Source organism: Janthinobacterium sp. UMAB-60, from assembly GCF_900095235.1.
Taxonomy (GTDB): Bacteria; Pseudomonadota; Gammaproteobacteria; order Burkholderiales; family Burkholderiaceae_D; genus Janthinobacterium.
Map to the genome: position 1 here is coordinate 26,066 of NZ_LT607498.1, position 20,455 is coordinate 46,520.

Annotated in this window: 15 protein-coding genes; 12 read left to right on the top strand and 3 right to left on the bottom strand. The window is 64.8% G+C overall.

The genetic code is table 11. The annotated features are described in order from the left end of the window. Nucleotides 1–111: 111 nt before the first annotated feature. Both K0F86_RS23155 and K0F86_RS23160 read left to right on the top strand, forming a co-directional pair. The gene (locus K0F86_RS23155; RefSeq protein ID WP_219136509.1) at nt 112–1,305 is read left to right on the top strand and encodes a hypothetical protein; all 1,194 of its coding nucleotides are present in this window, start codon (nt 112–114) and stop codon (nt 1,303–1,305) included. Continuing rightward, nucleotides 1,298–2,221: an AAC(3) family N-acetyltransferase gene (locus K0F86_RS23160; protein ID WP_219136510.1), complete on the top strand. Its 924-nt coding sequence runs from the start codon at nt 1,298–1,300 to the stop codon at nt 2,219–2,221. Before K0F86_RS23155 ends, K0F86_RS23160 begins: the two co-directional genes overlap by 8 nt. Before the next feature lie 79 nt (nt 2,222–2,300). Here K0F86_RS23160 and K0F86_RS23165 read toward each other — a convergent pair whose 3' ends face one another. Beyond that, entirely contained in the window at nt 2,301–4,568 is a 2,268-nt protein-coding gene (locus tag K0F86_RS23165) for an OPT family oligopeptide transporter (RefSeq protein ID WP_219136511.1), read from the bottom strand. A gap of 199 nt (nt 4,569–4,767) precedes the next feature. Between K0F86_RS23165 and K0F86_RS23170 the strand changes: the two genes are divergently transcribed. Further along, nucleotides 4,768–7,095 carry a penicillin-binding protein 1A gene (locus K0F86_RS23170; RefSeq protein ID WP_257572322.1) on the top strand — a complete coding sequence of 776 codons (2,328 nt, stop codon included), beginning with the start codon at nt 4,768–4,770 and terminating at the stop codon, nt 7,093–7,095. A 61-nt stretch (nt 7,096–7,156) separates the two neighbouring features. Here the strand turns inward: K0F86_RS23170 and K0F86_RS23175 are convergent, their stop codons facing one another. After that, nucleotides 7,157–7,870, bottom strand: a complete 714-nt coding sequence (locus tag K0F86_RS23175) for a TetR/AcrR family transcriptional regulator (protein ID WP_219136512.1) — start codon at nt 7,868–7,870, stop codon at nt 7,157–7,159. Between the two features lie 320 nt (nt 7,871–8,190). Between K0F86_RS23175 and K0F86_RS23180 the strand changes: the two genes are divergently transcribed. Continuing rightward, the gene (locus K0F86_RS23180) at nt 8,191–9,105 is read left to right on the top strand and encodes a triacylglycerol lipase (RefSeq protein WP_219136513.1); all 915 of its coding nucleotides are present in this window, start codon (nt 8,191–8,193) and stop codon (nt 9,103–9,105) included. A 10-nt stretch (nt 9,106–9,115) separates the two neighbouring features. Further along, nucleotides 9,116–10,063, top strand: a complete 948-nt coding sequence (locus K0F86_RS23185) for a lipase secretion chaperone (protein ID WP_219136514.1) — start codon at nt 9,116–9,118, stop codon at nt 10,061–10,063. Nucleotides 10,064–10,122: 59 nt separating this feature from the next. Here the strand turns inward: K0F86_RS23185 and K0F86_RS23190 are convergent, their stop codons facing one another. After that, the gene (locus tag K0F86_RS23190) at nt 10,123–11,886 is read right to left on the bottom strand and encodes a methyl-accepting chemotaxis protein (protein WP_219136515.1); all 1,764 of its coding nucleotides are present in this window, start codon (nt 11,884–11,886) and stop codon (nt 10,123–10,125) included. Between the two features lie 339 nt (nt 11,887–12,225). Here K0F86_RS23190 and K0F86_RS23195 point away from each other — a divergent pair, with 339 nt between their 5' ends. From K0F86_RS23195 to K0F86_RS23225, 7 genes are all read left to right on the top strand, one after another. Beyond that, entirely contained in the window at nt 12,226–13,170 is a 945-nt protein-coding gene (locus tag K0F86_RS23195) for a 5'-nucleotidase (RefSeq protein ID WP_219136516.1), read from the top strand. A gap of 87 nt (nt 13,171–13,257) precedes the next feature. Next, nucleotides 13,258–16,701, top strand: a complete 3,444-nt coding sequence (gene mfd / locus K0F86_RS23200; RefSeq protein WP_219136517.1) for a transcription-repair coupling factor — start codon at nt 13,258–13,260, stop codon at nt 16,699–16,701. Nucleotides 16,702–16,756: 55 nt separating this feature from the next. After that, nucleotides 16,757–17,599, top strand: coding sequence for a phosphoserine phosphatase SerB (serB, locus tag K0F86_RS23205; protein ID WP_219136579.1), 843 nt, complete (start codon nt 16,757–16,759; stop codon nt 17,597–17,599). A gap of 98 nt (nt 17,600–17,697) precedes the next feature. Further along, on the top strand, nt 17,698–18,426 hold the full coding sequence (locus K0F86_RS23210; protein WP_219136518.1) for a nucleotidyltransferase domain-containing protein: 729 nt from the start codon (nt 17,698–17,700) through the stop codon (nt 18,424–18,426). After that, complete coding sequence (locus K0F86_RS23215; RefSeq protein WP_219136519.1) at nt 18,423–19,346, top strand: TIGR04222 domain-containing membrane protein; 924 nt, start codon at nt 18,423–18,425, stop codon at nt 19,344–19,346. Before K0F86_RS23210 ends, K0F86_RS23215 begins: the two co-directional genes overlap by 4 nt. Next, entirely contained in the window at nt 19,336–20,190 is an 855-nt protein-coding gene (locus K0F86_RS23220) for a DUF692 family multinuclear iron-containing protein (RefSeq protein WP_219136520.1), read from the top strand. The genes K0F86_RS23215 and K0F86_RS23220 overlap by 11 nt, the downstream gene beginning before the upstream one ends. After that, the gene (locus tag K0F86_RS23225) at nt 20,187–20,453 is read left to right on the top strand and encodes a hypothetical protein (protein WP_219136521.1); all 267 of its coding nucleotides are present in this window, start codon (nt 20,187–20,189) and stop codon (nt 20,451–20,453) included. The genes K0F86_RS23220 and K0F86_RS23225 overlap by 4 nt, the downstream gene beginning before the upstream one ends. Nucleotides 20,454–20,455: the final 2 nt, after the last annotated feature.

The following is a 20,455-nucleotide window of genomic DNA, read 5'->3' on the forward strand; positions in this document are numbered from 1 at the left end:
TATGCGTCAATTCCGGCGGCAGCGACGCGAGGGCTGATCCTTGCGGCAAGTCAATAGCCCCGCCCGCCGCCGGCGCTACAGTAGCCTGAGCCAACCACCAAATGGAATGCCATGCGCGCCTTGCTCGCGAAGATCAGGAACTCTCTGGCACCGCAGGCGGGCCTGCCGGCGGCGGCGCGCATGGAGCGGCTGTCGGACCGGCGCGGCCTGCCCACTTTTGACCCCGGCCCGCAAGCCGTCGTCGAGGCCTGCACTGCCTGGCTATGCGCGGCGCAGGACCATTCCAGTTCAAACGACGGCGGCGTCGCGCGCGACTACAGCCTGCTGACAGGCTGGGCTAGCTCCTACCCGGAGACCACCGGCTACATCATCCCCACCATCATCGCCGTGGCGCAGCGCACGGGCGACGAGGGTGGGGATGATGCGCTGCACGGGCGGGCGCGCCGCATGCTCGATTGGTGCGTGGCCATCCAGTTCCCGCAAGGCGGTTTTCAGGGCGGGAAGATCGATTCGCTGCCGCGCGGGCCCGTCACCTTCAACACGGGCCAGATCCTGCTTGGCCTGGCCGCCGGCGTGGCAGCGTACGGCGCGGCCTACGAGGACGCCATGCACCGCGCGGCACGGTGGCTGCGCGACAGCCAGGATGCCGACGGCTGCTGGCGCCGGCATCCGACGCCGTTCGCCAGGCCCGGCGACAAGGCCTACGAAACGCATGTGGCCTGGGGCCTGTTCGAAGCTGACCGCATCGCGCCGGGCCACGGCTATGGCGCGGCCGGCCTGCGCCAGGTCGACTGGGCATTGAGCAAACAGCGCTCCAACGGCTGGTTCGCCTCGAACTGCCTCGACAACCCGCTGCTGCCTTTGACCCACACCATCGGCTACGCCTTGCGCGGCCTGCTTGAAGCGCACCGCTTTTCGGCGCGCGCCGACCTGCTGGACGCCGCCGCGCGGACCGGCACGAGCGTCGCCAGGGCCGTGGCGGCCGATGGCTACCTGGCAGGCCGCCTCGGTCCCGACTTCCAGCCCGCCGCCGATTACGCCTGCCTCACGGGGTCCGTACAAAATGCGCATTGTCTGTTCCTGTTGTATCGGCTCACCGGCGAGCGGCGCTACCTCGACGCGGGGCGCCGGCTGAACCGTTACGTACGGCGCTCGATCAGCATCGACGGCCCCGTGCACGCGCGCGGCGGCGTCAAGGGCTCGTTTCCCGTCGATGGCGATTACGGCGCCTGGGCCTACCTGAACTGGGCCGCCAAGTTCTGCATCGATGCCAACCTGCTGGAATTGGAGTTAGGCCATGCTTGACGGGGCCAGGCGCGCCGCCAGGGCCGCGCTGGAAGCGTGGCGCCGCGCCGACAGCGCCCGGCACATGCGCCACAGCGCCCCCCACGTGACGCGCGCCGGGTTGGCGGCCGGCCTGGCGCGGCTGGGCATCGCGCACGGAGACACGCTGTTCGTCCATTCTTCGCTGAAAAGCCTGGGCTATGTGGAAGGCGGCGCGGCGACCGTGGTCCATGCCCTGCAGGATGCCGTCGGCCCGCAAGGCACCCTGCTGCTGCCCACCTACTATCTGCCCGGCGGCACCGTGCGCGCCACCTGTGAAATGAAAGACTATGTGTTCGACCCGCACCGCCATGGCACGCACATGGGGCGCCTGCCCGAAGCGTTTCTGGCAAGCGGCAATATCCACCGCAGCATCCACCCGACTCACTCCGTGTCCGCGTGGGGCCGCCATGCCGCCGATCTCACCGAGGCGCACCACCGCTCACCCTCGATCTTCGGCATGGGCTCTCCCTGGCAGCGCTTCATCGGCTGCGACCAGGCCAAGGTTCTGGGCCTGGGCATTTCCATGGGGCCGGTGACGTTCTATCACGCGCTGGAAGACGCCATGGGCGACGCCTTTCCCGTGCCCGTGTGGGAAGATGCTACAAGGCTGCTGGCCTGCCTGGACCACGCCGGCCGGCGCTGGGAGGTGCCCGTGCGCCCTTTCGATCCGGCCATCGCGCAGCGCCGCATCGACCATCCGGGCCGCGGCGACCTGCGCGATTATTTTGCGCGCGAATTCGATGCCGCCGGCCTGCGCGTTAACGGACAGGTGGGCGATGCGGCGTCGTGGGCCATTCCGGCGCAGGCCTTCTTCGAGCACCTGGGCCGGCTGGCGTCCGAGCACGTGACGATCTACGCCAGCGCGGCACAGCTGGCGGCGCGGCCGATATCGTAGTCATCGCCGCCATGCGCGCATAAAAAAACCGCCCGGATCGTCATGACACCGGGCGGTTTCCATTGGATTGGCTAGAACATCAAGCCTGCGGGCGATCCGCTTTCTTCTCTCTTGCGACGATATACAGCAGCACGATGATGACGGCGTACGGCAGCAGCGACAGCGCATCCGAATGCAGGCCCGCGTAGAACGGATTGCCATGCTCGGCCCAGTCGGCCATCATCTGGTCGAAGTGCGTCAGCACGCCGGCCGTAATGGCGATGATGATGCCGGCCAGCGCGCCACCGGCGATGTAGCCGGACGCCAGCAGCACGCCCGAACTGCGGTCGCCCGCCAGCTGGCGCTCTTCCTCGTTCAATTTGGCGTTGTGTTCCAGCTTGTTGTTGCGGCGGTCCGCCAGCCAGCGCACCAGGCCGCCGACGAAAATCGGCAAGGTCGACGACAGCGGCAGGTACACGCCCACGGAAAACGCCAGCGACGGGATGCCGGCCATTTCCAGCACCACGGCGATCATCACGCCGAACAGCACCAGGGTCCACGGCAGCTGCTGGTCGAGGATGCCCTTGATGATGTAGGACATCAGCACGGCCTTCGGCGCATCGTATTTCTTCACTTCCGAACCGTCCGGACGCTTGCTGTAATGGCCATTGATGCCCGGATCGACCAGGTAAGCCAGCTGGCCATCGTCCTTGACGAAATACTTGCCGGCCGGGCCGCCCACGGTATCGGTCTTTTGCCAGACTTTATACGTATTGTGGTCCGTATCGGCTTGCGGGCCATGCAGCTCGCCCGTCACCGTCAGCTTCGACGCATCGACCGTCAGGCCGGGCGCCACTTGCGCGGCCGGCACGTAGACGGTGCTCGCTTCGTTCAGTGTCAGCAAAATCGGCCCCAGGATCAGCGCCGACGACAGCGCGCCCGCCAGAATCGCGTACTGCTGCAGGCGCGGCGTGGCACCCACCAGGTAGCCGGTTTTCAAATCCTGCGACGTGGTTCCCGCATTGCTGGCGGCGATGCACACGATGGCGCCCACCGACAAGGCAGTCACATAGTAACGCCCGCCCGTCCAGCCCATGATCAGGAAGATCAGGCAAGTAAACAGCAAGGTGGCCACGGCCATGCCGGAGATCGGGTTGGACGAGGAGCCGATTTCGCCCGTCAGGCGCGACGAGACGGTGGCGAACAAAAAGCCGAAGACGAGGATCAGCAGCGCGCCGAGGAAATTCATGTGCAGCGGCGTGGCGAAGGTGATCACGGCGATGATGGACAGGCAGCCGATGATGACCCATTTCAGGGGGATATCCTGGTCGGTGCGCAAGGTGGAAGTACTCTTGACGCCCTTGCCGATGCCTTTCAGGCCGGCCGACAGGCTGCGCCAGATCATGGGCATGGCGCGCACCAGCGAAATCAGGCCGCCGGCGGCCACTGCGCCCGCGCCGATGTACAGCACGTAGGCGCTGCGCACGTCGTCGGCGCCCATTTCGCTGATCAACTTGGTGCCCGGCGAGAGCACGGTAGTCAGGCTGTCGCCGAAGAACTTGATCATCGGGATCAGCAGCAAATACGACAGCACGCCGCCGGCCGCCATGGTGGCGGCGATGCGCGGACCGATGATGTAGCCCACGCCCAGCAATTCAGGGGAAATCTCGGCGCCGATGGAGCCGCCCTTCAGCGGCGCGGCAAATTCCACGCCCGGCGTATCCTTCCAGCCCTTGAACGAGATATTGAACACTTTATACAGCAAGCCGACGGCGAAACCGCCGAAGATGATCTTGGCGCGGCGCTTGGCGTCCAGCGCGGCGGCCGAGTCCTTCTCGATGCTTTCACCGGCGGCGATGCGCGATTCTTCCGTGGCAGCCGCCTTCAGCACTTCCGCGCAGGCCGTGCCTTCGGGGAATTTGAGTTCCTTGTGCTGGTCGACGATCATGGTGCGGCGCATGGGGATCATCATCAGGATACCCAGCAAGCCACCGAGGATACCGACCAGCATGACACGCGAGATTTCCAGGTCGAAGCCGAGGATCAAAATGGCGGGCATGGTCACGCCCAGGCCGAAGGCCAGCGATTCGCCGGCCGAACCGGCCGTTTGCGTGATGCTGTTTTCCAGGATCGACGAATCCTTGAAGCCCGCCTTCTTGGCCAGGCCGAACAGGGTAATCGCAATGACCGCGACGGGAATCGAGGCGCTGACAGTCAGGCCCACTTTCAGCACCAGGTACAGCGAGGAGGCGCCAAAGACCATCCCCAGGATGACGCCCATGAACAGCGCGCGGAAGGTCATCTCGGGCAGCTTCGCATCGGCCGGGATATAGGGCTTCACGACGCTCGGTGTTGCATCTTTTGCCATGGATATTTCCTTAATTTTTAAAAATAAACAGCCCGGATTGACGCCCGGGCTATTTTCTTGAAGCCGAGACTATCGCACAGCCGCGTTTCGATGAAAAGGTTTTTTGCTCCCGCTCCCGGCGCCCCGCCCGCACGGGAAGCGCGGGCGCATTGGTCTATAATCGCTGCCACCGTGCCCTGCACGCTACCGTGAGACTGCCTTGACTGCCCAACGAACCGGATTTCCCTGGCCTTCCCGCCGCGCCATCGTGCGCGGCTTCATCATCGCCGGCTGCGCCGCGCTGGCCGCTGCCGTGCTGCTGGCCGCCTGGCTGTTCCTGTACGTGCGCCCGCGCCTGCCCGAGTTGAACGTGATCACCGACTACCAGCCGAAGATCCCGCTGCGCGTGTACACGGCCGACAATGTGCTGATCGGCGAATTCGGCGAAGAGCACCGCGACTTCGTGCCCATCGCGCAAGTGCCGGACATGATGAAAAAGGCCCTGCTGGCCATCGAGGATGGCCGCTTCTACGAACACCACGGCATCGACTTCGTGCGCGCCGGCGGCGCCGTGCTGTCGAACCTGCGCCACGGCTTCGGCCACGGCGGCGGCTCCACCATCACCATGCAGGTGGCGCGCAACTTCTTCCTGACGCGCGAAAAGGTCGCTTCGCGCAAGCTCAATGAAATCATGCTGGCCCTGAAAATCGAGGCGGCCCTGTCAAAAGAGCAGATTCTCGAGCTGTACATGAACCAGATGTACCTGGGCCAGCGCTCGTTCGGTTTCGGCAGCGCGGCGCAGACGTATTTCGGCAAGCCTTTGTCGGAACTGTCGATCGCGGAAATGGCCATGCTGGCCGGTTTGCCGCAGAATCCGTCGCGCCACAACCCGATCAGCAATCCGAAGAAGGCGCACGCGCGCCAGCAGCTGGTCTTGAAACGCATGCGCGAACTCGATTACATCAGCGAAGGCCAGTACCGGCAGGCGCTGGCGCAGCCGCTGCATATCAATACGCGCGGCAAGCAGGGTTTCGAGACGCACGCCGAATACGTGGCCGAACTGGCGCGCCAGGCCGTATATGCCCAGTACCAGGAAGACAGCTACACCAAGGGCATCAGCGTCTACACGACGATCCTGAAAGCGGACCAGGACGCGGCCTACGCCTCGACGCGCCGCAACGTCATCGCCTACGACCAGCGCCACGGCTACCGTGGCCCGGAAACCTTCATCGACATGCCGGTGGACACCGAGCAACGCGACGACGCCATCGATGCTGCGCTGCAAAAACGCCCGGACAGCGACGGCCTGATCGCCGCCGTCGTCACCGAGGTATCCAGCGGCAAGGTGCTGGCCGACACGGGCGACGGCAACGCCAAGGCCATCACGGGTGACGGCTTGCGCTTTGCCGCCCCTGCCCTCTCAAGCAAGGCGAGCGCCGGCATCAAGCTGCGCCCGGGCGCCGTGATCCGCATCAGCCAGGATGGCAAGGGCAACTGGGCCATCACGCAAGTGCCGCTGGTGGCCGCCGCCTTCGTCTCGCTCGATGCGGAAACGGGCGCCTACCACGCCATGGTGGGTGGCTTCGACTACAACCTGCAAAAGTTCAACCACGTCACGCAGGCCTGGCGCCAGCCCGGTTCGGCCATGAAACCCTTCGTGTATTCGGCGGCGCTGGAAAAAGGCTTTTCGCCGGCCACCCTGATCAACGACGCGCCCCTGGAAATGCAGGCGGGCGGCAAGGTGTGGGCGCCGCAGAATGACGACTTCAAGTTCGACGGCCCCATCACCATGCGCTATGCGCTGGCGCAGTCGAAGAACGTGGCCTCGGTGCGCATCCTGCGCGCGCTGGGTGTGTCGACCACACACGACTTCCTGGAAAAATTCGGTTTCGATCCAAAGCGCCAGCCGAACAATCTGACGATGGCGCTGGGTACGGGTTCCGTCACGCCCGTGCAGATGGCGGGCGCCTACGCCCTGTTCGCCAATGGCGGCCACCAGGTGGAACCGTATTTGATCGACCGCATCGTCGACGCCAGGGGCACCATCCTGATGCAGACCAAGCCGCCCGCGCCGAACGACGACAAGACACTGGCGCTGGACCCGCGCAACGCCTTCGTGATGGACAGCATGCTGCGCGAAGTGGCGCGCACCGGCACGGGCGCGGCGGCGACGAAAAAACTGGGACGCAGCGACATCGCAGGCAAGACGGGCACCACCAGCGATGCCGTCGACGGCTGGTTCGCCGGCTATGGCGGCGGCATCGTGGCCGTGGCGTGGATGGGCTATGACGAGCCAAAATCGCTGGGTGGACGCGAATTCGGTTCCACCCTGGCCATGCCGATCTGGATCGACTACATGCGCACGGCTCTGTCGACGCGTCCGCAAATCACGCGCGCCGTGCCGGCGGGCCTGAGCCAGGTCGACGGCGAGTGGCTGTACGATGAATTCATCGACATGAACGGCGTGAAAACGCTGGATATGGACGTGGAGACGCCGACGGACCCGGCGGTCGTGCCGGAGACGCTGCCGGTAGAGACCACGAACTGATCAGTAGGTCGGGTTAGCCGGAACGGCGTAACCCGACAAGCCGCCGTCGGCGCTTGTCGGATTACGCTGCGCTAATCCGACCTACGCCGCTCATACTCAAATACCCGCGCACCGTACTGACCACGCTATCGGCGAAATCGTCGACATTGACCTTCGCCGCGCGGTACTTCCAGCGCTTCACGTACCAGTCCTGGAACAGGGCCAGGCAGTGCGCGGACAGCAAGGTGGGGTCGCCCTGCGGCTTTGGCTCGATTTCGGCGATGGTGGCGGCGATCAGCGTCTGCACATACAGTTCCGAATTCTTCGCCATGCTGCGCTGCTCCACCTGCAGCACGCGCGAATCCATGAATACGAAATAAAACCACGGCTGCAGCACTTCGGACAGGTAGATCGACGAGCGTATCATCGCCTCGAGCCGGTCCAGCGGCGACTTTACGTCGGCAAACAGCAGCGGCAAGGCTTGCGTGGCGTGGCGCACCACATCCTCGATCATTTCGGCCAGTTGGTCCTTGCTGGTGATGTAGCCATACAGGCCACCCATCGACAGCCCCGTTTCTCGGCACAGGTCGCGCAAGCTCATGGCGAGGAAGCCCACGTCATTGGCCAGGCGGAAAGTGGCGACGAAGATGCGTTCGAGATTTTCCAGCGCCGGCTTGCGGCGTTTGACGCCGATACGTTCCGCGTGGCGGTCAAGAATATATTCCCAGATGTTTTCGCCATTTAAAGGCGTCATCTGCTGAAACTGTTCAAAATTGAAATGGGTCGACAAGTGCATTCCCAAGTAACGGTGTATGAGCAATGTAAGACAGCGCCTGAGCGGCGCTGCAAGACGGCGGGACGGCTGATGCCGGGCCGATTATAGCTCAGGAAAACAACTATTTGACCTTTCAACTATGTAATGGGCACAGACGCAACGCCAAATTGCCACAGTTATTGCGCTGCATCATGCAATTCGCTGCAATTTAAATCCAGCGGTGCTACATTCAAAAAACCGAGCGCTCGCTATATTTAATACATCGATAGAATGTGCAGGGGCGCACGGCACATCGCTACAGCATCGACATTTCCACACTATTTCAAAATAACGGAGATAAAATGAAGACACGCTTTTGGCAACTGCTATCCACCCTCCTGCTCATCCTCACCATCCTGCCCGGCAGCGCCAGCGCCGCCGGCTACACGCAAACCAAGTACCCGATCGTGCTGGTGCACGGCCTGTTCGGCTTCGACAAGCTCGGTCCCGTCGAATATTTTTATGGCGTCCCCGCCGCCCTGCGCAGCGGCGGCGCGCAAGTGTACGTGACCACCGTCTCGGCCGCCAACAGCACGGAAGTGCGCGGCGAGCAGCTGCTGTCGCAGGTGCGGCAAATCCTCGCCGCCACGGGCGCGGCCAAGGTCAATTTGATCGGCCACAGCCACGGCGGCCCCACGGCCCGCTATGTCGCTTCCGTGCGCCCCGACCTGGTGGCGTCCGTCACCAGCGTGGCCGGCGTCAACAAGGGCTCGAAAGTGGCCGATATCCTCAGCGGCGCCATTCCCAACACCAGCGGCGCGCTGGGCAATGCACTCGCTTCCCTGATCGGCATTTTGTCAGGTAACAAGGGACTGCCGCAAAACGCGGGCGCCTCGCTCGCGTCGCTGTCCACGGCCGGCTCGCTGGCTTTTAATAGCCGCCACCCGCAAGGCGTGCCCACCTCGGCCTGCGGCGAAGGCGCCTACCAGGTGCAAGGCGTGCATTACTTTTCGTGGAGCGGCGCGCAACCGTACACGAATGTGCTCGACGTGGGCGACCCGCTGCTGGCCGCCATCAGCCTGGCCTTCGGCGGCGTCAAGAACGATGGCCTGGTCAGCAGCTGCTCCAGCCACCTGGGCAAGGTGATACGCGACGACTACGCCATGAACCACCTCGATGAAGTCAACCAGTTCGTCGGCATCGTCAACCTGTTCGAGACGAACCCCGTCACCGTCTACCGCCAGCAAGCCAACCGCCTGCAAGGCCTGGGACTGTAAGGGAGCTACGATGCGCACGAACGCGAAATGGCTCATCGGCGGCAGCCTGGCGGCCCTGGCCCTGTACCTGGTGCTGCGCCCGGGCGAACCGCCCGCCCCGCCGCCGGAAAAACCGGAGCCGGACCTGTTCGCATTCGTGCGCTCGATGCAAGGCACGCGGCCCGACGGCAACGTGACGGTGGCCCCCGGCGACAAGCTGGTGGTCGACGCGGAACTGGGCCACCTGTTCGATTACTACCTGGCAGGCCTCGGTGAAAAGCCGCTGGCCGCCATCCGCAGCCAGATCGAGGCGGAACTCGACAAGCGCCTGGCACCCGTTCCCGCCCGCGAAGCGAAGCGCCTGCTGGGCGCATATCTGGCCTACAAGCAGGCGCTGGCCGGCGCGGAACAGGCCTTGCCGGCGCAAGCCGATCCCGCCCTGGCGGCGCGCGCGCGTCTGCAAGCGATGCGCGCCCTGCGCGGCAATTATTTTACGCCCGAGGAAAGCGCAGGCCTGTTCGGCGCCAGCGACGCGTATGACGACGATGCCGTGGCGCGCATGGCGATCCTCGGCGATACGTCGCTCGATGAAGCCCAGCGCCAGGCGCAGCTGGCCGCGCTGGACCAGAAAATGCCGTCCGCCCGGCGCGCCGCGCGCGACGCGCCGCTGCAGGTGGTCAAGCTGGATGAATCGGTCAAGGCGTTGCGCGCCCAGGGCGGCGGCGAGAATGAAGTCTACCGCCTGCGCGCCAGCACCTTCACGCCAGCGGCGGCGGCGCGCCTGGCGGAACTGGATCGCGAGGAATCGCAGTGGCAGCAGCGCATCATCGCGTATCAGGCGCAGAAGGTGCAGCAGGCGGGCCTGCCCGGCGGCGCACAGAATGCGGCAGCCCTGCAACAGCTGCGCGACGCCAGTTTCACGCCGGAGGAACAGCGCCGGCTGGCCGCCTACGAACAGGCGCCGCCGGCCGCACCTTAGGAAACGAAACGGCCGCACAAGGCGGCCGTCCGGTAGCGCATGCTGGTGCCGTCACGCCATCAGAACACTTCCCACTCGTCGTCGCGCGGCGTGCTGTGGCGCGATGACGGTACGGCGTGCAGGGCCGGGCGTCCCGAGTTGGAACGTGCTGCAGGACGCGGTGCCGGACGCTTCGGCGCGGCGCTGGCCATCACGGCGCGCGGCGCGGGCGCCTTGGTGCGCGTGGCTGGCGCCTGCACGCCAGCGAGCTTGAAGACGCTGACCACCCCGGCCAGCTGGCCCGATTGCTCCTGCAGCGATTCGGCCGCGGCGGCCGCCTCTTCCACCAGGGCCGCATTTTGCTGCGTCACCTGGTCCATCTGGCTGATCGCCTGGTTGATCTGGTCGATGCCCGAACTTTGCTCCTGCGTGGCCAGGCTGATTTCCGCCATGATGTCCGTCACGCGCTGCACGCTGGAGACGATTTCGGCCATCGTGCTGCCCGCCTCGGCCACCAGCTTGCTGCCCGCGTCCACCGCTTCCACGGAATCGCCGATCAGGGTCTTGATTTCTTTCGCTGCGCCAGCCGATCTTTGTGCCAGATTACGCACTTCCGTCGCCACGACGGCAAAGCCACGTCCCTGCTCGCCCGCGCGCGCCGCTTCCACGGCCGCATTCAGGGCCAGGATATTCGTCTGGAAGGCGATGCCGTCGATGACGGAAATGATGTCGACGATCTTGCGCGAGGAATCGTTGATGGCATCCATCGTCTCGACCACCTTGCCCACCACCTCACCGCCCTTGACGGCGACGCCGGAAGCGCTCAGCGCCAGCTGGTTGGCCTGCTGGGCGTTATCGGCGTTCTGCCGCACGGTGGAGGTCAGCTCCTCCATCGACGATGCCGTCTCTTCCAGCGAACTGGCCTGCTCTTCCGTGCGCGAGGACAGGTCCAGGTTGCCGCTGGCAATTTCCGACGACGCCGTGGCGATCGTTTCCGTGCCGCTGCGTACCTGGCCGACGATGTTGACCAGGCTGGAATTCATGTCTTTCAGCGCCTGCAGCAGCTGGCCCGTTTCTTCCGTCGTGTGTACCTCGATCTGGCTGGTCAGGTCGCCCGACGCCACCGTCTGCGCCACTTTCACGGCCGAATTGATCGGCTGCGTGATGGCGCGCGTGATGTAGGCGGCGCAGCCCATGCCCAGCGCGGAAGCCAGCAAGCCGAGGATGACCATCAGGCTTTCCGAGCGGATCACGGCCGCGCTGCCGTCCTTGATGCTGGCGTCAGCCACGCCGTTATTGAGCTTGATGATCTCGTTGAGCGTGGCTTCGGCCTTGCCGAACAGGCCGCGCGAATCGAGATACGTCTTGTAAAAAGCCACGAACAGCTCTTTCTGCCGCGGCTCGTCGCGGTTGTCGGCCAGCTGGCGCAGGATGGCGCGCACCTTGTCGTCATCGCCCTTCCAGCCGGCCCACTCCTCCAGGAAGCGCTTCCACAGCACGGCTTCCTCGGGCGTTTGCGGCAACGGCTCGTACAGCTTGCGGCCCGCCTCGATATTGCTCCAGGCCTTGGTGCGCAGCTGCAGCGCTTCCGCGAACTTGTCTTGTGCCTGGTAATTGTTTTCGTAGATGGCGGCCGTCAGGGTGGCGGCGGCGACGGCCGTCTGGCCCTCGTTCATCATCATCAAGCCCTGGATCGACGGCAGGCGCACCACGCCGATCTCGTTGACGGCGTTGCCCACAGTGGCGATGCCCGTGTAACCGCAGATGCCGACCACCAGCAGGGCCGCCATCATCACGGCGACGAGGGTCGCCAACTTCCATTTGATCAGTAAATTCTTAAACATGGCTAGGTCCTTTATTAGTCAAAACTGCTGCTGGCAAGGTTGAGGCTGGCATGTTCGGGTAGAACGGCTGACACTTGTATAAAGGTGGCGGGGTTGGGGCGTACGCTTCGTTACAATTGGCGAGAATTCACAATTCCAAGCATAGAGGAAAAATATCTTTCTGGCTGCTACATACTTGATACAAAACAAGATTTATTTCTTTACTGTGGCGCGTGTTGCACAGCGAACAAAAAAAATAGCCTGGCGCCCTGCTTTGGTGCAAAAAATCGCCGCGTGCCACTATTGGCTGCGCAGTTGATAGTCGTATAAGATGAGCAACAAGCAAACAACAGGCAGACCATGGCATATCCTATCGAACACAAACTGGTGATCGGGGTCGCTTCCAGCGCCCTGTTCGACCTGGCCGAATCGCACCAGGTCTACCTCGACAATGGCCCCGAGGAATACCGCAAGTACCAGGAAACGCATATCGACACGGTCTTGCCGCGCGGCGTGGCCTTCCCCTTCATCCGCCGCTTCCTGAACATCAACAAACACTATCCGCGCCAGTCGCCCGTGGAAGTGGTGCTATTTTCGCGCAATTCGCCGGAAACGGGCTTGCGCGTCATGCACTCGATCGCCCACTACGGTCTGGACATTTCGCGCGCCGCCTTCATGACGGGCAAGTCACCCTACCCCTACCTGCCGGCCTTCAACGCCTCGCTGTTCCTCAGCGCGAATGAAGGCGACGTGCGCAGCGCGCTGGCCTGCAACTATCCGGCCGGCCTGGTGCTGCCGTCGCGCACGGAAGACGACGAGAACGACGAGGAACTGCGCGTGGCCTTCGATTTCGACGGCGTGATCGCCGACGACGAAGCGGAAACCGTGTTCAAGCGCAACAACGACGTCGATGAATTCCACGCCCATGAAACCCTGAACGTGGGCACGCCGCACCGCCCCGGCCCGCTGGCCGACCTGTTCCAGAAGCTGGCCACCATGCAGCGCCTGGAAGAAAAGGCGCAGCGGCGCGACCCCGGCTACAAGAAGATCTTGCGCATCGCCATCATCACGGCGCGCAATGCACCCTCGCACGAGCGCGTCGTGACGACCCTGAAAAGCTGGGGCGTGGCGGCCGACGAGACGTTTTTCCTGGGCGGCATGGACAAGTCGCGCGTGCTGTCCGTGTTCAAGCCGCATATCTTCTTCGACGACCAGCTGAGCCACCTCAAATCGGCGGGCGGAACCATCCCCATGGTGCATGTACCGTTCGGCATTGCGAATATGCGCGCGGGCGATGGTCTATAATCTCGCCTGTCAGCGCCGTCACTGGCGGCGCGGCGCGCATCACAGCTGTCCCATTCAACTGCCTCTGCCACTAGTGTCATCGCCTGCATGTCCTTAGACTTAACAAAAGCCCTCCCCAAGCCCGGCAACCGCTACGCGCTGCCCGCCCTGTATGGTTCATCCGACGCCTATGCCCTGGCGCTGGCCGCTTTGGCCTTGAAAGCGCGGGGCCAGATGCTGGCCGTGGTGGTGGCGCAGGCCAGCGACGGCCAGCGCCTGCTCGATGAAATCCCGTGGTTCGGCGGCAAGGAACTGCGCTGCCATCTGCTGCCGGACTGGGAAACCCTGCCCTACGACGCCTTTTCGCCGCACCAGGACCTGGTCTCCGAGCGCCTGGCCACGCTGCATGAAATCCAGACGCGCCAGTGCGACGTGCTGATCGTGCCGGCCACCACGGCGCTGGTGCGCCTGGCGCCGCCATCGTTCCTCGCCGCCTACACCTTCTTCTTCAAGAAGGGCGAAAAGCTCGATGAGGCGAGGCTGAAGTCGCAGCTGACCCTGGCCGGCTACAGCCATGTGTCGCAGGTGATGTCGCCCGGCGAATACTCGGTGCGCGGCGGCCTGCTCGACCTGTTCCCCATGGGTTCGGCCCTGCCCTACCGCCTGGACCTGTTCGGCGACACCATCGAAACCATCCGCACCTTCGACGCCGATACCCAGCGCTCGCTGTATCCCGTGCACGAAGTGCGGCTGCTGCCGGGCCGCGAATTTCCCATGGACGAAGCGGCGCGCACCACCTTCCGCAACCGCTGGCGCGAACAGTTCGAGGGCGATCCATCGCGCTCCGTGGTCTACAAGGACATCAGCAGCGGCATCGCCTCGGCCGGCATCGAATACTATCTGCCCCTGTTCTTCGAGCAGACGGCCACCCTGTTCGACTACCTGCCGCCCGACGCTTCGCTGGCCCTGGTGGGCGAGATCGACGCTGCCATCGGGCGCTTCTGGACCGATACCCAGTCGCGCTACCGCTTTTTGAAGGCGGACCGCGAGCGGCCGATTTTGCCGCCCGAATCGCTGTTCCTGTCCGACGAGCAGTTCTTCGGCCTGGCCAAGCCGTATGCGCGCCTGGCGATTGTGAAATCAAACGACGCGCTGGCCTCCGAACTGTCGGCGCCGATTCCCAACATCGCCGTCAACCGCCGCGCCGACGACCCGCTGGCCAACCTGCGCAGCTACCTGCTGCAAGCGGGCCGCCGCGTGATGATCTGCGCCGAATCGAACGGCCGCCGCGAAACCTTGCAGCAGTACTTCACCGAATACGATCTGCACCTGACGCCGGTGGAAGGCAGCGACGGCTTCCTGCAGTCCGACGCCAAGCTGATGCTGGGCGTGGCGCCGCTGCATGCGGGCTTCGAGCTGTTCACGCCGGAAGGCAATCTCGCCTTCATCACCGAGACGGAGCTGTATGCCGGCTCCGGCCGCCGCGTCGGCACGAAAAAACAGGAAGGCGTGACGCAGGTCGAATCGATGGTGCGCGACCTGTCCGAGCTCAAGATCGGCGATCCGGTGGTGCACATCAACCACGGCATCGGGCGCTACATGGGCCTGACCAGCATGGACCTGGGCGAAGGCGAGACGGAATTCCTGCACCTCGAATACGCCAAGGACACGAAGCTGTATGTGCCCGTGTCGCAACTGCATGTGATCTCGCGCTATTCGGGCGCTTCGCCGGAAGACGCGCCGCTGCACTCGCTCGGTTCGGGCCAGTGGGAAAAGGCGAAGAAGCGCGCGGCCGAACAGGTGCGCGACACGGCCGCCGAGCTGCTCAACCTGTATGCCCGGCGCGCGCTGCGCCAGGGACACTCGTTCGAATTCTCGTCGCACGACTACCAGCGCTTCGCCGACAGCTTCGGCTTCGACGAGACGCCGGACCAGGCCGAGGCCATCCGCAACGTCATCAAGGACATGACGTCCGGTAAGCCGATGGACCGCCTGGTGTGCGGCGACGTCGGCTTCGGCAAGACGGAAGTGGCCTTGCGCGCCGCCTTCATCGCCGTCATGGGCGGCAAGCAGGTGGCCATCCTGGCGCCGACCACCCTGCTGGCCGAGCAGCATGCGCAAACCTTCGCCGACCGCTTCGCCGACTGGCCCGTGCGCATCGCGGAATTGTCGCGTTTCCGCACCGGCAAGGAAATCACGCAGGCGTTCAAGGGCATGGCCGACGGCACCATCGACATCGTCATCGGCACGCATAAACTGCTGTCCGATGACGTCAAGTTTACCCGTCTGGGCCTGGTCATCATCGACGAGGAACACAGGTTCGGCGTGCGCCAGAAGGAAGCCTTGAAAGCCTTGCGCGCGGAAGTGGACGTGCTGACCCTGACGGCCACGCCGATCCCGCGCACCCTGGGCATGGCGCTGGAAGGCTTGCGCGACTTTTCCATCATCGCCACGGCACCGCAAAAGCGCCTGGCGATCAAGACTTTTGTCCGCAGCGAAGGCGAAGCGATCATCCGCGAAGCCTGTCTGCGCGAACTCAAACGCGGTGGCCAGATCTACTTCCTGCACAACGAGGTGGAAACCATCCAGAACCGCCTGGCCATGCTGACGGAACTGCTGCCCGAGGCGCGCATCGCCGTGGCGCACGGCCAGATGCACGAGCGCGACCTGGAAAAGGTCATGCGCGACTTCGTCGCCCAGCGTTTCAACATTTTGCTGTGCACGACGATCATCGAAACGGGTATCGACGTGCCGACGGCGAACACCATCATCATGCACCGCGCCGACAAGTTCGGCCTGGCGCAGCTGCACCAGCTGCGCGGCCGCGTGGGCCGTTCGCATCACCAGGCCTACGCCTACCTGCTGGTGCACGACGTGCAGGGGCTTACAAAATTAGCGCAGCGCCGCCTGGATGCCATCCAGCAGATGGAAGAACTGGGCAGCGGCTTTTACCTGGCCATGCACGACCTGGAAATCCGCGGCGCCGGCGAGGTGTTGGGCGAGAGCCAGTCGGGCGAGATGACGGAAATCGGCTTCCAGCTGTATTCGGACATGCTGCACGAAGCCGTGCGCTCGCTGAAGGCCGGCAAGGAGCCGGACCTGGCCGCGCCGCTGGCCTCGACCACGGAAATCAACCTGCACGTGCCGGCGCTGCTGCCAGCCGATTTTTGCGGCGACGTGCATGAACGCCTGTCGATCTACAAGCGCCTGGCCAACTGCGCCACGCCAGAGAAGATCGACGATATCCAGGAAGAGCTGATCGACCGCTTCGGCAAGCTGCCCGACCCCGTGAAAGCGTTGATCGAGACGCACCGCCTGCGCATTGCAGCCAAGACCGTGGGCATCGTCAAGATCGACGTGCATGGCGAGGCGGCCACCCTGCAATTCATGGCCAAGCCCCCCATCGACCCGATGCGCATCATCGACCTGATCCAGAAGAACCGCCATATCAAGCTGCATGGCCAGGACAAGCTGAAAATCACGGCCGCCATGCCGGACCTGGCCGCGCGCGTGACGCAGATCAAGACCACCATCAAGCAACTGACGGTGTAGACCATTCATATCATTTATGCAGGCCTGACCCATGACCAACACGACTTCCATCACCATGAACCTGATCCTGCAGGGCCTGGGCGGCGATAGCGCCCGCCTCGATCGCATCGCCGCGCTGGCCGCGCCCACCTCCGTCACGCGCCTCGGTCCGAACGCCGTGCGCTGCGAGCAGATCGCCTATTCGCCCGCGCTGCGCCCCACCATCGAAGTGGCGGCCCAGGCGGCCCAGCTGGACGCCACCTACATGATGGGCCAGCGCGAACTGAGTGAATTCAAGCTGGTGGCGATGGACATGGATTCGACCCTGATCACCATCGAGTGCATCGATGAAATCGCCGACATGCAGGGCCTGAAACCGCAGGTGGCGGCCATCACGGAAGCGGCCATGCGCGGCGAACTCGATTTTGCCGCCAGCCTGAAACAGCGCGTGGCCCTGCTCGAAGGCCTCGACGCGTCGGCCCTGCAGCGCGTCTACGACGAACGCTTGAAACTGTCGCCGGGCGCGGAAGCCATGCTGGCGGCCGTGCAGAAAGCCGGCCTGAAAACCCTGCTGGTGTCGGGCGGTTTTACCTTCTTCACCGAGCGCCTGAAGGAACGCCTGGGCCTCGACTACACGCACGCGAACGCGCTGGAAATCGTCGACGGCAAGCTGACGGGCAAAGTGTTAGGGGGCATCGTCGACGCCGAGGAAAAGCAGCGCACGGTGGAGCGCGTGTGCGCGCAGATGGGCATTACGCCAGCGCAAGCCATCGTCATGGGCGACGGCGCCAACGACTTGAAAATGATGGGCATCGCCGGCCTGTCGGTGGCCTTCCGCGCCAAACCCGTGGTGCGCTCGCAGGCCGACGTGGCGCTGAACTTTGTGGGACTCGATGGCTTGCTGAACGTATTGACCTGACTTGGCGCCATCTGGCGGACGGGGCGCGCACGATGGCATAAGTTTGCTATATTGCAAACTTGTGAATACCAAGCTCGCCCATCGTGAAGGAACACCGCATGCCGCCATCGCTGCCAGAAGAGATACAACGCCACCTGGATGTGTTTGTCGCCGCCGCGCAAACGGCCTTCGAGGATGACCTTGCCGCCGCCGTGCTGTTTGGCTCGGCCGCCGATGGCCAGTTGCGCGCCACCTCCGACGTCAACCTGCTGTTGCTGCTCAAACGCTTTACGCCGCAGGCGGCCGATGCGCTGCGTGGGCCCTTGCGCATGGCGCACGCCGCCATCGATTTGCAAGTGATGTTCCTGCTCGAGGGCGAATTGACGCAGGCCGCCGACGCCTTCGCCGTCAAGTTCGCCGACATCATCGCGCGCCACCAGGTGCTGCATGGCGTCGCCCCTTTCGCCAGCCTGCACACCAGCCGCGACGCCGTACTGCGGCGCTTGCGGCAAGTGCTGCTGAACCAGCAGGTGCGCATGCGCGAACGGTATATGCTATTGAGCCTGAATGAAGAACAGCTGGCCGGCGCCATCGCCGACGCGGCAGGCCCCCTGCGCTCGGCCGCCGCCTCGCTGGCGCAACTGGAGGGCAAGTCTGCGCAGTCCGGCAAGCAGGCGCTCGAAGCGTTTGTCGACCAGCTGGGCGACCCGGCCCTGCACTCTGCCTTGCAAGCCATGTCGGCGGCGCGCGAAACGGCGCGCCTGGCGCCGGGGCAAGCCCTGCCCGCTTTTACGGGCCTGATGGCCATTACCGAACGCCTGCGCGAGCACGCGGAGCAGATGCGGTGAACGGCTACAATCCGTTTGACTGGAGCGGACCGTGGTTCCTGCTGGCCTATCTGATCTTCGGCCTGCTCGTGTACTACCTCGCGCGCGAGCTGCTGATCCGCCAGGAATTGCGCAATCCGCACGCCCAGCTGTCGCTGGCCGATGACCCTTACCGCATCGCCTTCCTGCGCAGCGGCGCCCTCGAAGCCGTGAAGATCGCCGCCATCGTGCTGGTCGACCGCGGCTTGCTGCGCGCCGACGGCCCGCTGCTGGAAACGGCCAGCGCCGACAGCCTGCGCTTCGCCAGCCATGACATCGAACGCGACGTGCTGCGGCTGTACCTGGGCCGCCAGGGCCACAGCAAGGAACTGGCCGCGCAGGCCGAGATGCTGCCTTCGTGCCGCGCCTATCAGGAGACCTTGACGCGGCAGGAATTGCTGGTCGGCCCGCCGCTGCTGCGCCGGCGCGAACGCATCACCTGGGTGGCGCACTGGCTGCTGGTGACGGTGGCCGGCGTCAAGGCCGTCATCGCCATCAGCCGCCAGCACTACAAGCTGCTGTTCCTGGCGCTGCTGCTGGCGATCTTCCTGCTCATGCTGCGCGGCTTGCGCACCCAGGCGACCAGCTGGAGCGCGCAGCGGCTGCTGACCGACCTGCGCATGCTGTTTGGCCGGCTGAACCTGCGCGCATCGCGCCTGCAGGCGGGCAGCGGCAGCGGCGACATGGCACTGCTGGCCGCCATCTTCGGCATGGGCGCCCTGCCGCCGTCGGTGTACGCGTATGTCGCCGAGCTGTACCCGGTGCCCCGGCAAGCCACGGGCAGGGACTCGTCGTCCGGCGGCACGGGCGACTCGTCATCGGGCGGCGGTGATGGCGGCGGTGGCGATGGCGGCGGCAGCGGCTGTGGCGGTTGCGGCGGTGGCGGCGGCTGTGGCAGTTAGCCAGGGAACCGCGCGCGACCGCGTCGGCCTGGGCTGGCGCGGCGAACTGGCTGCCGGCATCCTGTCCAACCTGGCGCGGATCGATGTACTGGAAGTGACCGCCGACGATTATTACCGCGCCCCGCGCGCCGACATCGCCGCCCTGTGCAGCCTGGCGCGCCAGGTGCCGGTGAGCTTGCACGGCGTGGGCATGGGGCTGGTCTCGACGATTCCCGCCGACCGGCGCCGCCTGCATGCGATGGCGCGCCTGATGAAGACGGTGCAGGCGGAATCGTGGTCCGAGCACCTGAGTTTCGTGCGCGCCGGCGGCGTCGAAATCGGCCACCTGGCGGCGCCGCCGCGCACGCCGCACAGCGCCGCCGGCGCCATCGCCAACATCGCTCTGGCCACGCGCATCGTCGGCAGCGCGCCGCTGATGGAAAACATCGCCACCCTGGTCCAGCCTCCCGCCAGCACCTTGGACGAAGCCGCATGGCTGACGCAGATTATCCACGGCGCGCACGTGCCGCTGCTGCTGGACCTGCACAACCTGTATGCGAACGCCGTCAATGTTGGTGAGGCGCCGGAGGAACTGCTGCTGCGCCTGCCCCTGGACAGGGTCGGCGCCGTGCACCTGAGCGGCGGCCACTGGATAGCTGCGCCGGGCGGTGGCCAGCGCCTGCTGGACGACCATCTGCACGACGTGCCGCCCGAAGTCTTCGCTTTATTGACCATGCTGGCGCGCCATGCGCCGCAACCGTTGACGGTGATCGTCGAACGCGACGGCAATTACCCGTCGTTCGAGCACGTGCTGGGCCAGCTGGAATTGGCGCGCGCGGCCTTGCGCGCGGGACGCAGCGCATGAGTTCTCCCGCACTGGAAACCTATCTGGCCAGGCTGTACACGGACGACGCCGTGCGTGACGCCTTCCTGCTGGAACCCCGGGCGCAAGCTTTGCTGCATGGCTTGTCGCAGCAGGAAGCGGAGGCGATGGCGGCCATGGATCGCGTCGGCCTGCAGATGGCGGCGGCCAGCTATCGCAGCAAACGGGCCGGGCGCGCCGGACACGGCCCCCGGGCCAGGCCGGCGCAGCGCTGGTGGCGCCGGCTGCTGGCAGGCTGGATCTGACG

Bases quoted from the DNA above. Each gene is read 5' to 3' on its own strand.
- K0F86_RS23155 (WP_219136509.1), top strand. From the start codon at position 112: ATGCGCGCCTTGCTCGCGAAGATCAGGAACTCTCTGGCACCGCAGGCG.
- K0F86_RS23160 (WP_219136510.1), top strand. From the start codon at position 1,298: ATGCTTGACGGGGCCAGGCGCGCCGCCAGGGCCGCGCTGGAAGCGTGG.
- K0F86_RS23165 (WP_219136511.1), bottom strand. From the start codon at position 4,568: ATGGCAAAAGATGCAACACCGAGCGTCGTGAAGCCCTATATCCCGGCC.
- K0F86_RS23175 (WP_219136512.1), bottom strand. From the start codon at position 7,870: ATGCACTTGTCGACCCATTTCAATTTTGAACAGTTTCAGCAGATGACG.
- K0F86_RS23180 (WP_219136513.1), top strand. From the start codon at position 8,191: ATGAAGACACGCTTTTGGCAACTGCTATCCACCCTCCTGCTCATCCTC.
- K0F86_RS23185 (WP_219136514.1), top strand. From the start codon at position 9,116: ATGCGCACGAACGCGAAATGGCTCATCGGCGGCAGCCTGGCGGCCCTG.
- K0F86_RS23190 (WP_219136515.1), bottom strand. From the start codon at position 11,886: ATGTTTAAGAATTTACTGATCAAATGGAAGTTGGCGACCCTCGTCGCC.
- K0F86_RS23195 (WP_219136516.1), top strand. From the start codon at position 12,226: ATGGCATATCCTATCGAACACAAACTGGTGATCGGGGTCGCTTCCAGC.
- mfd (WP_219136517.1), top strand. From the start codon at position 13,258: ATGTCCTTAGACTTAACAAAAGCCCTCCCCAAGCCCGGCAACCGCTAC.
- serB (WP_219136579.1), top strand. From the start codon at position 16,757: ATGAACCTGATCCTGCAGGGCCTGGGCGGCGATAGCGCCCGCCTCGAT.
- K0F86_RS23210 (WP_219136518.1), top strand. From the start codon at position 17,698: ATGCCGCCATCGCTGCCAGAAGAGATACAACGCCACCTGGATGTGTTT.
- K0F86_RS23225 (WP_219136521.1), top strand. From the start codon at position 20,187: ATGAGTTCTCCCGCACTGGAAACCTATCTGGCCAGGCTGTACACGGAC.